13 protein-coding genes and 4 pseudogenes are annotated in these 14698 nt (G+C 68.9%); 7 read left to right on the top strand and 10 right to left on the bottom strand.

What is annotated here, in order from left to right:
• Positions 1-138: 138 nt before the first annotated feature.
• Positions 139-1370, bottom strand: a pseudogene (locus AAFF41_RS48985) (IS110 family RNA-guided transposase).
• A 551-nt stretch (positions 1371-1921) separates the two neighbouring features.
• Positions 1922-2147: pseudogene (locus AAFF41_RS48990) on the bottom strand (VOC family protein).
• A 380-nt stretch (positions 2148-2527) separates the two neighbouring features.
• Here AAFF41_RS48990 and AAFF41_RS48995 point away from each other — a divergent pair.
• Positions 2528-2653 carry a hypothetical protein gene (locus AAFF41_RS48995; RefSeq protein WP_319754486.1) on the top strand — a complete coding sequence of 42 codons (126 nt, stop codon included), beginning with the start codon at positions 2528-2530 and terminating at the stop codon, positions 2651-2653.
• A 147-nt stretch (positions 2654-2800) separates the two neighbouring features.
• On the opposite strand, the gene AAFF41_RS49000 is transcribed toward AAFF41_RS48995, so the two are convergent.
• From AAFF41_RS49000 to AAFF41_RS49015, 4 genes and pseudogenes are all read right to left on the bottom strand, one after another.
• A complete protein-coding gene (locus AAFF41_RS49000; protein ID WP_319754485.1) occupies positions 2801-3157 on the bottom strand; it encodes a hypothetical protein in 357 nt (118 codons plus the stop codon).
• Between the two features lie 568 nt (positions 3158-3725).
• Positions 3726-4256, bottom strand: coding sequence for a hypothetical protein (locus AAFF41_RS49005; RefSeq protein ID WP_343326124.1), 531 nt, complete (start codon positions 4254-4256; stop codon positions 3726-3728).
• A gap of 145 nt (positions 4257-4401) precedes the next feature.
• Positions 4402-4557: pseudogene (gene merB, locus AAFF41_RS49010) on the bottom strand (organomercurial lyase); the annotation flags it as partial.
• A gap of 258 nt (positions 4558-4815) precedes the next feature.
• Positions 4816-5832, bottom strand: coding sequence for a DNA-directed RNA polymerase subunit alpha (locus tag AAFF41_RS49015; RefSeq protein WP_343326125.1), 1017 nt, complete (start codon positions 5830-5832; stop codon positions 4816-4818).
• Positions 5833-6062: 230 nt separating this feature from the next.
• On the opposite strand from AAFF41_RS49015, the gene AAFF41_RS49020 reads away from it, so the two are divergent.
• The 5 genes and pseudogenes from AAFF41_RS49020 to AAFF41_RS52045 form a co-directional block, all read left to right on the top strand.
• Positions 6063-6332: an Arm DNA-binding domain-containing protein gene (locus tag AAFF41_RS49020; RefSeq protein WP_319753665.1), complete on the top strand. Its 270-nt coding sequence runs from the start codon at positions 6063-6065 to the stop codon at positions 6330-6332.
• 382 nt (positions 6333-6714) lie between these two features.
• A complete protein-coding gene (locus AAFF41_RS49025; RefSeq protein ID WP_319753664.1) occupies positions 6715-7317 on the top strand; it encodes a TetR/AcrR family transcriptional regulator in 603 nt (200 codons plus the stop codon).
• A gap of 150 nt (positions 7318-7467) precedes the next feature.
• Positions 7468-8394, top strand: coding sequence for a TauD/TfdA dioxygenase family protein (locus AAFF41_RS49030; RefSeq protein WP_343326126.1), 927 nt, complete (start codon positions 7468-7470; stop codon positions 8392-8394).
• Between the two features lie 286 nt (positions 8395-8680).
• The gene (locus AAFF41_RS49035) at positions 8681-8887 is read left to right on the top strand and encodes a hypothetical protein (protein ID WP_343326127.1); all 207 of its coding nucleotides are present in this window, start codon (positions 8681-8683) and stop codon (positions 8885-8887) included.
• Positions 8888-9263: 376 nt separating this feature from the next.
• Positions 9264-9526: pseudogene (locus AAFF41_RS52045) on the top strand (transposase); the annotation flags it as partial.
• 140 nt (positions 9527-9666) lie between these two features.
• On the opposite strand, the gene AAFF41_RS49045 reads toward AAFF41_RS52045, so the two are convergent.
• Genes AAFF41_RS49045 through AAFF41_RS49055 form a run of 3 tightly spaced genes read right to left on the bottom strand, consistent with a single transcriptional unit; the run spans position 9667 to position 12304 of the window.
• Positions 9667-10680 (bottom strand): NAD(P)/FAD-dependent oxidoreductase, encoded by a 1014-nt coding sequence (locus tag AAFF41_RS49045; RefSeq protein WP_343326128.1) that lies wholly within the window; start codon positions 10678-10680, stop codon positions 9667-9669.
• Entirely contained in the window at positions 10677-11210 is a 534-nt protein-coding gene (locus AAFF41_RS49050; protein WP_319753659.1) for an isoprenylcysteine carboxyl methyltransferase family protein, read from the bottom strand. Before AAFF41_RS49050 ends, AAFF41_RS49045 begins: the two co-directional genes overlap by 4 nt.
• Positions 11211-11236: 26 nt before the next feature.
• The gene (locus AAFF41_RS49055; protein WP_343326129.1) at positions 11237-12304 is read right to left on the bottom strand and encodes a type III polyketide synthase; all 1068 of its coding nucleotides are present in this window, start codon (positions 12302-12304) and stop codon (positions 11237-11239) included.
• 149 nt (positions 12305-12453) lie between these two features.
• On the opposite strand from AAFF41_RS49055, the gene AAFF41_RS49060 reads away from it, so the two are divergent.
• Entirely contained in the window at positions 12454-13323 is an 870-nt protein-coding gene (locus tag AAFF41_RS49060; protein ID WP_425526217.1) for a UbiA family prenyltransferase, read from the top strand.
• 317 nt (positions 13324-13640) lie between these two features.
• On the opposite strand, the gene AAFF41_RS49065 is transcribed toward AAFF41_RS49060, so the two are convergent.
• Positions 13641-14132: an SPW repeat protein gene (locus AAFF41_RS49065; protein WP_343326130.1), complete on the bottom strand. Its 492-nt coding sequence runs from the start codon at positions 14130-14132 to the stop codon at positions 13641-13643.
• Between the last annotated feature and the right edge of the window lie 566 nt (positions 14133-14698).

The following is a 14698-nucleotide window of genomic DNA, read 5'->3' on the forward strand; positions in this document are numbered from 1 at the left end:
CCCTGCCGATAGCCGAGGCCGCGGCCTGCCTTGAACTCCCGGCCCGGGTGTCAGGCTCTGCGCGCCCGCTTCCCCCGACGGTCGGAGATGCACGCGGTCCACGAGACCGTCTACCAGACACCTCAGGCACTCAACGTGTCAAGCAGCTGCGGCGAGAGCGGTTGGAAAGGCCGTGTGTTCCTCGAACAGCGTGTGGTGCTGGAGGCAGTAGTAGAGCTGGCCGAGCATGCGATTGAAAAGGTTGCGCTGTGCGGCGGCGTGCCAGTCTCCGTGGTCGTCGCGGCGGCGTCGGTAGTGGGCCTTGGCGCCGGGCGAGGCCGTGATGGAGGCGAAGGCCCGGAGATAGCCGGCGTGGTTGAGCCGGTCGTTCTTCACCCACGCCGGGTGATGCTCGACCTCTGGCCGGAGGCCCGGGTGATAGGCGAGGCGCCGGTGTATGCCTTCAGACCGAGGGCGTCTGCGAAGCGGGCCTTGTCGTCTCCGACCTCGGCGAGCACCCGGGCGTCGAGCTGGACGCCGAGGCTGGGGAAGCTGAGGATGATCTCAGCGTCCGGGTGCTGAGGGAAAGCCTCTTCAACGGCCTGGGTGAGGTCGTCGGCGGCGGTGCATGCGGCCTCCAACTGGACCAGGAGGGCCAGCATTTGCTTGCCCAGCGCGTCCTCGATCAGCAGCGGCTGGTGAGCGTAGTCGTCACGGAGCCGCTCGGCCTCGGCCGTGATGCCCCGCTTGCGGCCGGCCCGCTTGAGCGCGGCCTCCAACTGTGGGTGGGTCAGCCGCGCGGCCCGGGTCGGAGTCGGGGCCGCCTTCAGAAGCTCTCGGGCCTCCGATCGGCACAGACCGTTGCGCCAGGGCTCGAAGGCCGCCAGGGCAGCCGGGTAGTACTCCCGCAGCAGCGAACGGAGCTGGTTGGACAGCTGCTGCCGGTTCCAGAGTGAGTCCTGCTGAGCACGGGCGAGGACAGCGATGGCCCGTCCGAGGTCGCTGTCGTTGGGCAGCGGTCAGTGGGCGTGCATGTCGGTGCGCAGGATGTTCGCCAGGACCAGGGCGTCGCCCGGGTCGGACCTCTTGCGCGAGACGGAGTGACGGTCGCTGTAGCGGGCGGCGGCCATCGGGTTGATCGCGAAGACCTGGCGCTTGCCGGTCCGCAGGACCGCGACGAGCAGGCCGCGGGAGGTTTCGATCGCGACCGGGATCGGGTTCTCCTCGCTGTCGCCGTACTCGACGAGCAGATCCAGCAGAATCTTGTAACCAGCGGCGTCATCGATGATGTGCCGCATGGCCAGTAACTGGCCGCTGTCGTCGACCAGAGCGACGTCGTGTGTCCGCCCGGCCCAGTCGATGCCGCAGTAGACCAAGATGTTCCTCCCCATTGCTGTTTTCGCTGGTCACGAGCTCATGCGGAACCACGCAGCGAGCTGATCCCAGGACTCGACGCGAGAGCCGGTCCGCCACCTCAGTAGCCGTTCCTGACACCAGCTCACCCCACGGGCCTCGGTCTATGCGGGAGCTCTGACGGCTCGGGCTTCGCAAGAGGTCACCGTGTGGCGGGCTCGCACCACCAACACCAACGAGGGATCAACGTAGGAGTGTTGACGCCCGGAGGCCCCGGCCGTCGCCGCAGCGGGACCACTTGGACGTCCCTGTGTTCGTGGCAGACAAGAAGACGGGGAGCATCTTGCAGTCAGACACGTGGCACCCGGCATTGCACACTGCTCTGCGGCGCTATGTTCGCAGGCCGTTCCGGCTGGATGTCTTGATCGTTCCTGACTACGACACCATGAGCGCACACAGGACCGTACGAAGCAGCTGGTGCAGGCTCTTGTCACCCCGCTGCGGTACCGGGCTCGAGATGCAGGCAGGTGCTGCCGCAGTCGTCCACGAGTGTGGTGACCAACGCCTTGCCAGCAGCGCGAGGCCGATGTCAGCGGTGGCTCAGCACATTGGTCACCCGGCCGTTGGGGCCGCGATAAAGAACCGCCGCACACCCCACTCCTCGTCCTGCAAGGGGTGCACGATCTCCGCGCTCATGTCCGGCGTGACCGGCGGATCTGATCGCTGGCCATGAGGCTGACCTGCGCCGCCGGAGCGGACGGCGAGACGAGCGGCATGATCCAGCCGAGGTTCATGACCTCCTCGAAGCCCAGCAGGCCATAGAACTCCCGGTTCTCCTACGCTGCGTCCGACTGGAGGACGGGCATGACACGGCGAACGGCCATCGACGACTCCAAGTGAGTACTGGCGTGTCTCCGGGACTCCCCACGAGTACAACGGCACGCCCGCCTGCGTACGCACTTTCACTACAGACTCTGGCAGAGAGGGCGTGACCGGTGTCGGCGTGAACCGTCGGTGAGTTGTCGACGGCCGTGGCAGTCCCGATGGCGCTTGGTGACATGGCCCGAAGCCCGGCGCTACCCGTGGACCTGCGGGCCGGCGCGGCACCTGCTGGGCCTGTGGACCGGTCGGGCATGCCGGCCGCCTGGCGGGACGGAGCACCTCACTGAGGACCGGGCTCCTGCGGAACCCCGTCGTGTCTGCTGAGCGCTTGCGTTGCCTGACGCTGCGTCTGTTCGGCCACCGCACGAGCTTCCGCTACGACGTCACCGCGTTCACGTACCAGACTCTCGTAGACCGGAAGATGATCGGTTCCGGTTGAGTTGGGTGTCACAGGGCTGGCCCTTCTTGGTGTCGTACTGCGGGGCCGCCGGATCGGACCCCGAAATTCCTGGTGACCGCTAGCACAATCGTGGCTCCACCACATCGGGCGTCTGGTCGGCAGGACTCTCCAGCCGTGGGAATGTGGTCATGCGCGGCCGAGCCGTGCAGCGATCCCGTGACCGACCAACAAATAAATCAGAGCCGGCAGACCATAATTGAGGAGAACGCGAAGGCTTTCCGTGTCCATAGTGAAAATGTCCTGTGACCACCAGGCCAGCCAGTTGGCCGTTCCGTGCACAAGCTCGACGAAGACATTGGTTTCATTGGCTCCGAGCAGATGGAGCAGGATCCACAGCCCCAGGCAACTGGCGGCGATGTCAGCGATTGTGTGGACAGTCAGGGCTATCCGTCGAGCAGTGGACTGGCTCCGCTCGTCATGGTGTGGGCGCCTCGAGGGCTGGTCGTAGGCGCCGTATCCGGGCGTCGGTTCGGTATTGCTCACGGGAATCCAATCTGGCGCATCACTGGACAGGCCGGGGTACAGCCGTCAGGCTCCCGGGTTGTCTTTCCCAGGAGGGTTTCCTGCGGCATCACGCGCACAGGTCGTCGCGCGGGCCTGTATAAGTCAGCGGCCTGCGGCCGCCGCCGCGTTACACCACCCTCGAGATATCCCAAACATGGGCACGTAATCTGCACCTCTCCCAAGACGTCATTGTATTTGGCGAGTCTGCTGTGGCAGACGAGTGTTCCTGCCCTGTTCCCCGAAGGCACCGTCAGCCAGGCTGCGGAGGCTGTTGGCGGCGGGGTTCGGTCAGCCGCGTAGTTCATGAGCCAGTGGGTGTCGAAATAGCGGGCCATCGTGAATGGGTGGTGCGGGTCAGTGAGGATGCGGCAGACGAACTCCGCGGCCTGGCAGTCGAAGGGGACGTCCTCGCCGTCGAAGGACTGGACCACGACGGGCCAGCGGTCGGGGTCCTCACCGTCGGCCCTCCAGCAGTACAGGTCCTCGTGCTCAGTGCCCGCCCAGACGAGCAGACCGTCCTCCCTGAAATGCGTCAACGGCTCCTGGGTCAGTCCAGGTATCCGTCGAAGGCGCCCTCGCCGAACGTCTCGACCATGCGCTTGTAGTCGCTCGGCAGCGCGCTGCCCAGGCGCGATTCCACCTCCGCCCAGTCCACGTCCGGCCGCTGGGCGGGCTGTATCCAGCCGGTGATCCGTCTGAGTCGCTCCATCCAGTCGACGTCCTCGTCCGGAGCAACCGTCAAGGGTTCTGGCACCCTCCTGTGAGCGACCACCAACACCGGCCGCTCGGTGCACTCGGCGTCTCGCGCCGTACCCGTGCCGACCCACTGATCCCCGTACGCCCACGCCCTTATCTTCACGGCGCGGTCCTCGAAGGGGACGTGAAGAGCCGCGCCCCTGGACTCGTCGACCGTCGGATCGGTGAAGCCGTCGAGGACAAGGGTGCGCGCGGCGCCGTACCTGCCGTCGAGCAGGTCGGTCAGGGCCTGCGGGTCCAGGTCACTGGGCAGGTACATGTAGCCGTCTCCCGGGCCGAGTTGGGCCAGCAGGTCGTTGACGGTCGCTTGCGTGAGCTCCATGGCGGACAGTGAAGCGCACGGCACTGACAATGGACGTGTTCACAGACGTACTTGACGTCGATTCGAGCAGTGTCGGACCCCGCTTCACTCAAGGAGTCTGCGGTGGCATATGAGGGTCGCCGCAATGGCGGTGAAGGCGAGGCAGGACCATGGTCCGCGCGTCGGGGGTGACGATGGAGACCACCGCGGTGGCCGGCTCCACGTTCGTGGGTCCGTCGGGCGTCGCGGTGAGGCGGACCGGGTCCCCGGCGGCCTGGCATGGGGAGGTGACCTGGGCGGTGTGGCCGAGGACGGCGGGGAACCCGGCCGGGGTCGCCTGCGCCAGACCAGCTGGGGTGACGGGCACAGCAGGCAAGCCCAGAAGCCGACGACCGCGGCTGGCCGAGCAGCGGGTCGTACATGAAGTGCCGGCGCTGCGCCGCTCTGCCGCCGGCTGCCTTCGCCAGGTTTTGTGCGCGGGCGAGGACCCGGCTGAGGTCGCTCAGCGGGCAGGGAACAGCGTGGAGGTTTCTCCTGTCCCCGTGTGCGAGGTGTCTCTATGACCGGCGCAGCGCAGCGTTCAGTATTGCTCCGTCTCCACGAAACCCGCGTCCGCGTCGTCGTCCGCACCGAGTGCGGCGGCGGTCGGGTCGAATCCGGGCGGGCTGTCCTTGAGGCCCAGGCCCATGCCGGCCAGCTTCGCCTTGACCTCGTCGATGGACTTCGCACCGAAGTTGCGGATGTCGAGCAGGTCGGCCTCGGAGCGGGCGACGAGCTCACCCACGGAGTGGACGCCCTCACGCTTGAGGCAGTTGTACGAACGAACGGTGAGCTCCAGCTCCTCGATCGGCAGTACCAGGTCGGCGGCCAGGGCGGCGTCCACCGGAGACGGGCCCATGTCGATGCCCTCGGCGTCGATGTTGAGCTCGCGAGCCAGACCGAACAGCTCGACCAGGGTCTTACCGGCCGACGCCATGGCGTCACGGGGACGCATGGCCTGCTTGGTCTCGACGTCGACGATCAGCTTGTCGAAGTCGGTGCGCTGCTCGACACGGGTCGCCTCGACCTTGTACGTGACCTTCAGCACCGGCGAGTAGATCGAGTCGACCGGGATGCGCCCGATCTCTTGACCGACCTGCTTGTTCTGGACGGCGGAGACGTAGCCGCGACCGCGCTCGACGGTCAGCTCCATCTCCAGCTTGCCCTTGCCGTTGAGCGTGGCGAGGACGAGGTCGGGGTTGTGCACCTCGACACCGGCCGGGGGCGCGATGTCGGCGGCGGTGACCAGACCCGGGCCCTGCTTGCGCAGGTACATCACGACCGGCTCGTCGTGCTCCGAGGAGACGACCAGCTGCTTGATGTTGAGGATCAGGTCGGTGACGTCCTCCTTGACGCCCGGCACGGTGGTGAACTCGTGCAGAACGCCGTCGATGCGGATGGACGTGACCGCCGCACCCGGGATCGAGGACAGGAGCGTGCGACGCAGGGAGTTGCCGAGGGTGTAGCCGAAGCCCGGCTCCAGCGGCTCGATCACGAACCGGGAGCGGAACTCGTCGACGACCTCTTCGGTCAGGGACGGACGCTGAGCAATCAGCACGGGTGTTGCCTCCAGTGGTTTGGCGCCCGCTATGTGACGCCGTAGACACCACGAAGGGTACGGGCGATACGGTCTCCGGTGACCGCGCTGCACTTCCTCGTGGCGCACGGTGCCCGCAACCTCGGCTGCCTCCCGATGACCGCGGCGCCCTTCGCTGAAACGCAGCGGCGCCTGTGCCTGCGTGGAAGTTTTGATCGAAACGGACAGAACTGCTCACTCTCCTCGCGGGCGTGGAAAAGAAGCTGCCCCCGAATGCGAAGGGGCAGGTCCGGTATCGGTTTGTGGTCGATGTGGGGAGCGATCCCGCTACCGGGAAGCGCAAGCAGGTGACCCGTACCTTCGGAACGCTGAGGGGAGCGAAGGTCGAGTACGCCCGCATCACGAATCGTCGCTACGAGGAAAGGTTCGTCGAGCCCAACAAGATCACGGTGAACGAATGGCTCGATCAGTGGCTCTACAGGAAGGCGGAGGACCTGGAGGAGAGCACCGTCTACAACTAGACGATGACCCTGGGCCGTGTCTGGGGGAAGCTTGGGCACGCCCGGCTACAGGAACTGGCCGAGGGCCACGTCGAGGCGTGGATGAGGTGGGCGCTTCGGGAGGGCCGCGTTCGTGGTGGCGAGACGGGCACGGGGCTGGGGGTGACCTCGGTTGAGATGTCTCTGGCGCGGCTGAAGGAGGCACTGTACCGGGCAGTGGCCCGGCGCCTGGTCGCCGTGAACGTTGCCCAGGAGGTCGTGATCCCTCGGAAGGTACACAAGGCGGAGCGAAGCGCCACGGCAGGGCCGACAGCGGCGGCAGGGCTCTCCCGTCGAATTTCCGCTGTCGCACGGTTCCGACCTCGTGTGCCTCAGCCGGTGGGCGCCCTCTAGTCTCGTGGTCATGGGTGGACGGCAGATCCAGGCGGAGAAGCGTGGGCCGGGGCGGCCACGTGAGGAGCGGGTCACGAGGGTCGTGCTCGACGCGGTGCTCTCCCTGGTTACGGAGCAGGGTATGGACGCGGTCACGATGGACGCGGTGGCGTCCCGGGCCGAGGTGAGCAAACCGGCCATCTACCGGCGCTGGCCGACCAAGCAGGATCTGATTCTCGCCGCCGCGGAGAGCCGGGTCGGCCCGGTTTCCGTCGCCGACCTCGGGGATTTCCGTGCCGAACTGCACGCACTGCTGACGGCGCGTCTGGAGGTCTACCGCCTGCCCGGCACGGACCGTCTGCTGGCCGAGCTCATGGGCGCGGCGGCCAAGGCGGGTACCGCGCGGAGCGCGTACGCGACGTACAGCTCCCGCGTGACGGCGCAGACGCGTGTGATTCTGCAGCGCGGAATCGAGCGGGGGGACGTGCGGGCCGACGTCGATGTCGCGGCCGCGTCGACCCTGGTGGCGGCGCCACTGGTGTTCCGCCTGCTGGGAGAGCAGGAGCCGCTCGACGGCCGTTTCGTCGACGAGGTGGTCGACCTGGTCGCACGTGCCGTGGCGGCGAGGCCCTGACGGTGACGCCGGGCCGCCCGGCGCGGCCCTGACGGCGACACCGGCCCACCCCGATTCGTGAAATTCGTTGCCCCGAGCCCTTGCGGCCCCATATTGAAATATCGATACTGCCGGTAATGAAATCAGCCGTTCCCGCCGTGGAGGACTGCAATGGCCGGCACCGCCGCCTCGACGCCCCACCCCGTTTTCGACAAGCCACTGATCCGGTTCGGCAAGCGCATCCTGGAGCGCACCGCACCCGGCACGGCTCCGGGCGAGTACCGGATCCTGGGCATTCACCCGCTCACGCCGCACATCGGCGCCGAGATCACGGGCGTCGACCTCTCCCACCCGATCGGTGCGGACCTGGCCGACGAGCTCCGCCAGGCGCTGCTGGAATGGAAGGTGATCTTCTTCCGCGACCAACGGGACTTCGGCCCGGAGGACCACGCCGCGCTCGCCGGGCTCTGGGGCGAGCCGGAGGCCAACCCCTTCTTCCCCAAGGGCGACCGGGCCGGCGTCTCCCGGCTGGCCAAGGACGCCATGGCCGTGGGCAACGAGAACATCTGGCACAGCGACCACTCGTTCATGGCGGCCCCGGCCCTCGGTTCGGTACTGCGCGCCGTCGAGATCCCGGCCTCCGGCGGGGACACCCTGTGGGCCGACATGGGCGCCGCCTACGACAACCTCCCCGACGCGACGAAGCAGCGGATCGAGGGCCTCACGGCCGAACACGACTGGGTGCCCACCTGGGGTGCGACGATGACGCAGGAGCGGATCGCCGCGCTGCGACAGACCCTGCCGGCGGTAGAGCACCCCGTGGTGGTCCGGCATCCTGCGACCGGGCGCCGGCTGCTGTACGTCAACGAACCGTTCACCACGCGCATCGTCGGACTCGGCGAGGAAGAGAGCCGCGAGTTGCTCCACGGGCTCGTGCTGCAGGCCCGGATCCCCGAGTACCAGGTGCGCTTCCGCTGGCAGCCGGACTCCGTCGCGATCTGGGACAACATCGCGGTCCAGCACTACGCGATCAACGACTACTACCCGCAACGCCGCGTCATGGAACGCATCGCGATCGCCGGGGTCCCGCTCTCCTGAGCACCGCCCGGACCCGCACTCGGGTCCGGGCCGGTCTCCGCCTCTTCCCTTTTGCCCCTCCCCCTTTCGCTCGTCTCCCGCGGAGCCCTTGTGACCGACACCGATGTCGTACCCGCTGTGCCCGCTCACCGCACGAGGGCCGTGAGTGCCGGATGTGGGGGAAGTGGCCGGCACGCAGGGGGTGTCAGGGGAGATCGGCAGGTCCGTCAGGCGCTCGTCGACGAGGTTGCCCGCCGTCACCGAGACGTTCCATTGGTAGCCCTGGAGCCACGGCACCAGGATCGTCGTGCTCGCACCCGCTGCCGTGGGGTGGTCGATGTGTCCGGTGCCGACGGTTTCGCCGTCGGTACCGACCGCCATCCGGATCCGCACGGTGATGTCCGCGGGCGTGCCGGAGGGGTCCTTGTCCGTGATCGTGATGGCGGCCCGGGCCTCGCCGGTGCTGGTGTCGCACGTCGCCTTCGCGCTGAAGTCGCCGATGCTGCAGGCATAGGCGTCACCGGAGGCCAGGAGCACGGCAGTTGTTGCGGTCATGGCGGCAGCGGTGACGGCACGCTTGGATATCACGGCCTCGTGGTACCGGCCGAGGTGGGCCAGGCGGATGGCGAGGTTGTGCAGGGAGCCGGCGGATTCGGGGGCATCGGCGGGGCGGCCGACGCCGCCCTCTACCGCATCGTGGTTACTCGCCGTCGCCGTGATACGCGCACACGTCTCTCCCTCGAACGACGCACCAAGCAGGGCATGTCGAAACGCGAGATCATCCGTTGCCTCAAACGCTACGTCGCTCGTGAGATATACGGTCAGATCCAGCGGACGCCCGTCCTTGGTACCCCGTCTGCTGCCGCTTGACGCAACATGGGGGCATCTGGAACACGAACGTCAGCGGCAGCATGCAGGAGCTGATCGCCGCCCGATTATGGCTCACCGTCTACCAACTGCCCCCTAGACAGACGAACTCAACCCCGTTGAGGGCGTGTGGTCGCACCTGAAGAGGTCGCTGGCCAACCTCACCAAACACAATCTCGAACAGCTCACCGCGTTGATGAAGGCGCGGCTGAAACGGATGCAGTACCGACCCGGTCTCATCGAGGGCCTCATGGCCAAGACGGGGTTCGACCTCCAACCGCTGTAACCCCAGCCATTAAAGATCTCTGGCGCGGAGAGAAGCAGCTCGGGGAACTCGGCGACCACTCGTCACCAGACCCACCTCCGCTGGCGGGAGAGCTCGTACGGTTGACTTCGTTCACGCTTGGGGTGAATAGAGCCAGGCCGCTACTGCAGTGCGTGGACCGCGGCTGAGAACATCGGGGGCATCCGGGACGCTGCCGGCACGATGAGGCGGGCGGTGCTGGGACGGCGGCTCGCGGCCAGCAGGGCCCCGGTCAGCAGCCGGTGGCGCCGGGTCAGGTGCACCCAGGCGCGCTCGTACGCGTCCGGTCGCCCGGCGGCCAGGCAGCGGACGGCAGCCCCGGCCGTCGCCAGCGCGAGGGCGATGCCCTCGCCGGTGAGGGCATCCAGGTAGCCCGCGGCGTCGCCGACGAGCAGGACACGGCCGGCGGTTCTGCGCCGCACCCGCTGCCGCAGTGGCCCGGCGCCGCGTACCTCCGTCGCGGCCGGGCCGCGGAGCGACGCGGTGAGAGCCGGGAAGCCGGCCAGGTGCTCGTCGTAGCCGCGACGGCTGCGGCTGAGGACCGCGACGCCCACCAGGTCGTCGCCGACCGGTGTCACATAGGCCTCGCCGTGCCGGGACCAGTGGACCTCCACGAAGTCCGTCCACGGCTCGACGCGGTAGTGCCGGCGCAGTCCATAGCGGCCGTGGGGGCGGCCCGGCAATTCCAGACTCAGGCTGCGGCGCACGGGGGAGTGCAGGCCGTCGGCGGCGATCAGCCAACGGGCCGTGGTCCCCGCGGCGGTGACAGTGTCCGCGTTCTGGTGTACCTCGCCGACCTTGCCCGTCAGTATGCGCACTCCGAGGCTGAGAGCGCGCTGGTGCAGTGCCGAGTGCAGCGTTGTACGGCGGACCCCCAGGCCGCCATGGCCGCGGAAAGACGCTTCGGCGCGGACGGTGCCGTCCACGTAACGGATGCCGCGCAGTTCGCGGCCGGTGACCTCGACGCCCAGGGCTCGCAGCGCGGCGACACCGCCCGGCATGACGCCTTCTCCGCAGGCTTTGTCGACGGGCGCGGTCCGGGGTTCGACGACGACGGCCTCCAGGCCGGCGAGCGCGGCGTGGATGGCGGCGGTCAGACCGGCCGGCCCGCCACCGGCCACCAGTACGTCGATCACGCCGGTGCGGACGTGGTCGGGGCGGTCGCTGTGGCCAGCGCACGATTCTCGCAGCGGATGCGCACGGTGAGCAGGGCGGCATTGAGTACCGTGAATACGGCCGCGGCGGCCCAGGCGGTGTGCACCAGTGGCAGGGCCGCGCCCTCGGCGACGACGGCCACGTAATTCGGATGCCGCAGCAGACGGTAGGGGCCGCTCGTCACCAGCGGCAGGCCGGGTACGACCATCACCCGGGTGTTCCAACGGGGTCCCAGGGTCCCGATACACCACCACCGCAACGCCTGGGCGCCTGCCAGCGCGGCCAGCATGGGCCAGGCCAGGGCGGGTACGAAGGGCCGGTCGGCCAGCCACACCTCGGCCGGGCAGCCGACCAACAGGCCGGTGTGAAGGGCGACCATCGCCGGGTAGTGGCCTTGCCCGGTCACGATCGCGCCGCGGGCGGTGCTCCACCGCTCGTTGCGGCGGGCGACGACGAGTTCGGCGACGCGCTCGACAGCGACGGCGGCCACCAGCAGTCCGTACCAGATCATGTGTCCTGTGTCCTTCGAGGGTTCGACTACCAGCGCAGCAGGACGAGTTCGCAGGCGAACCCGGGCCCCATCGCCAGCAGTACACCCGGGGTGCCCGGCGGCGGCCGGTTTTCCGCCAGGGTGTCGCGCAGCACGTGGAGTACCGATGACGAGGACAGGTTGCCCACGCCGGCCAGGTGACGCCAGGTCACATCGAGCGCGTCGTCGGGCAGGTCGAGGGCTTCGGTGACGGCGTCCAGGACCTTGGGGCCACCCGGGTGGCACACCCAGGCAGTTACGTCCTTCGGCTTCAGGCCGTGATCGCCGAGGAACCCCTCGACGTCATCGGTGAGGTAACGGCGTACGACATCGGGGACCTGCGGGTCGAGGACGACCTGGAAGCCGGAGCTCCTGACGTCCCAGCCCATGACGCGCCCGGTGTCCGGATACAGGTGGCTGCGGGTGTCCACGATCGTCGGGCCGGCGGTCTCGTCAGGGCGGCCCGGGCGGTTCGCGCCGCACGCGACGACCGCGGCGGCGCCGTCGCCGAACAGTCCGGTGGCGACCATGTTGGCCATGGAGGCGTCGTTGCGCTGGAAGGTGAGCGAGCACAGTTCGACGGACAGCAGTACCGCCACGTGGTCGGGGCGGCCCAGCAGGTAGTCGTGCATACGGGCCAGTCCGGCTGCGCCGCCGGCGCAGCCCAGGCCGAACAGGGGCAGCCGTTTGACGTCCGGCCGCAGACCGAGGCGGCCTGCCAGCCGTGCGTCGATCGAGGGGGCGGCGATGCCGGTGACGGAGGTGAAGATCAGCAGGTCCACGTCGGCGGCGGACAGACCAGCCATGTGCAGTGCGGCTCTCACTGCCTTGGCGCCCAGGTCGGTGGCGGCGGCGATGAAGACGTCGTTGGCGGCGCCGAATCCGTCCAGTTCCTCGTACCGTTCCAGCGGCAGCGTCATGTGGCGCGCGCTGACCTTCGCGCTGCGGTGCAGCCGGTCCAGGACCCGGCGGTCGGTGCCCTCGGGCAGGCAGGTGCGAGCCACCATGTCGGTGATCTCGGACTGGGTGCGACGGTGTGGTGCGAGGGCACCGTGAACGGCGGCGATCCGCGTCATATGGTTCCCGTCCGGCTATCGACTGGGGTGAGTTGCTCTGCACGTGTTCCCCGGACCGGGGCTTCGACACCATGGATCGCCCGTCCGGCCGTTAGTCCAGGGGCGCGTGCTCCAGCCGGGTGGGGGCCGGGACGCCTACGATCGGCCGGGTGGGCACTCCTGAGCAGTCGACGGCCGACGGCGCGGCCGCGAGTTGGGCCGACCGGATGGGAGGCCTGGCCGGGTCGTGCCATCCCGGGCCTGTCGTGGCGGTCACCGCCTTGATGGCCGCGCTGGCCGCGACCGCCGAACAGGGCGCCGCACGGTGTGTCCTGACCGCAGCCGCAGTTCTGACCGGGCAGTTGTCCGTGGGCTGGTGCAACGACGCGTTCGATGCGCGCCGGGACATCGCCGCCGGCCGCCGTGGCAAACCCGTCGTCGACGGCACGGTGGGTGTGACGGAGGTGTGGGTGGCGGCGTATGTCGCGCTGGCGCTGTGCGTGCCGTTGTCGTTCGCCTGCGGCCTGTGGGCGGGCGTCGTTCACCTGGTCGGGGTGGCGGCGGCGTGGGCGTACGACCTGCGGCTCAAGGCGACTGCATGGTCCTGGGCGCCGTACGCGGTGGGTTTCGCCGCGCTCCCGGCGTTCGTGGCGCTGGGGCTGCCGGGGCAGCCGTGGCCGGCCTGGTGGGTTGTCACCGCCGGGGCCCTATTGGGGGTTGGAGCCCATCTGGGTGATGTGCTGCCGGATATCCACGGGGATCTGGCGACAGGCGTACGGGGACTTCCGCACCGGCTGGGCCCGGACGGCGCGCGGCTGCTGCTGCCGGTGCCGCTGGTGACCGCGTCCGCGGTTCTGGCGCTGGGGCCCGCCGGAGGCCCCGGCAGATGGGGAGTGGCGGCCCTCGCGGTGGCCACAGTGGTGGCGGTGGCGGGGATGGTGCTGGGACGCCGCCGGCAGCGGGCGGCGTTCGCGGCAGCCGTCGCAGTGGCGGTGGTGGACGTGGCGTTGTTGCTGCTGCGCGGCACCGGGATCGCCTGACCGTTTGGCCTCGCTGGTCGGCTCACACCATGACCTAGCCCGAGATCGTGCGGATCGCCTCACAGCTCGCGGGTCCAAAGGTCCATGCAGTCCTGGGTCGCAGCCCGAGCAGAGCAAGTGGACGTATGGCGCGACGAGTAATGCCCTTCGGACTCTGCCCGCACAGGGGGAGGAGTCGATCACCGTCCGAGACCGGCGGAGCAAGATCAGGGCCTTGGCGATGAGAGGGGGCGCCAGGAGGTGAAGGGGCGCGGTTCTCCCGGCGAGGTGCGAAGGGTCAGCGTCTTCGCGCCCCTGGGACGGCGAGGTGCGAAGGGTCAGCGGTCTTCGCGCCCCTGGGACCGGGTGCGGCGGTCGTTGTAGTTGCCGGTGCTGCTGCGGCGGTTGTCGGTGTGGTCGCGGGCGGCGGAGGCGGCGGCGAGGGCGAGGAGCGTGGCGATGGCGCCCGTGATGAGGTTGCTGGTGATGGAGCGGGTGTGGGCGACGTCGCCGGCGACGATCCAGGGGGCGACGCAGGTCCAGATGCCGATGGCGGCGGCGGCCCAGGCCATGGAGTGGGTGCGCTCGTAGGAACTGCCCAGGCCGCCCAGGAGCAGCATGTAGGCGATCCCGGCGATGAGGTTGGTGACGGCGAGGGTGGTGAAGCCGTTGAAGCCGACTATCCAGGGGGACGCGGCGAGGTACAGGCCGGTGATGAGCGCGAGGGCCTCGATCATCTGGGCGCGTGGGGTGATGGCGGCGCGGTCGTGCCGGGCGCGCAGTTCCATCAGGTCGGGGTGTTCTTCGATGGGTGCGTGATGGGTCGCCATGATGGCCTCCAAGGGAAAGATATTCACTCACCATCTACCCCCATAAAGCATGCGTAAATGCTCAAACGGGGCATGTCTCTCGTCGTGGCGGCGTGCGCCGGTGCCGGATGTGGCCGCTGGCGCACGCCGTCCGCGCGGATGGTGGACGGCTGATGCGCGCACCCACGACCAGATAGGCATTACCGACCTTCTACCTCGGGCCTGCGCCCGGTGGACGTGCGTACGCCGCATGGCGCAATCGCCTGCTCGGCAAGACACCCTCGGGGGCAGGGAACCACTATGGAAAGCAATCGCGAATGGGACGCGGCGCACCAGGTACCCGACGGCGTCGACGTCTAGACGGCGCTCGCGCCGGGCGCGCTCTCTCGAAGGTGTTGGAGACCACGGATCGGGCCCGCGGGCACCTCTATGGGTTCCACCAGCTGACCGGGTCGGCGGACTTCGATCTCGGCGAGGCCGTCCGGCTCCTGCGCGAGGCGGGCCACGACGAGCAGGCCGCACGGGTCGAGGGTGCGGGTCCGATCCGGGACCCGGCGGCTCGGCCCGGGGCTGCCCGGCCGTCCGAA

Origin of the sequence: Streptomyces mirabilis (assembly GCF_039503195.1) — a bacterium.
In the GTDB taxonomy this organism is placed as follows: domain Bacteria; phylum Actinomycetota; class Actinomycetes; order Streptomycetales; family Streptomycetaceae; genus Streptomyces; species Streptomyces mirabilis_D.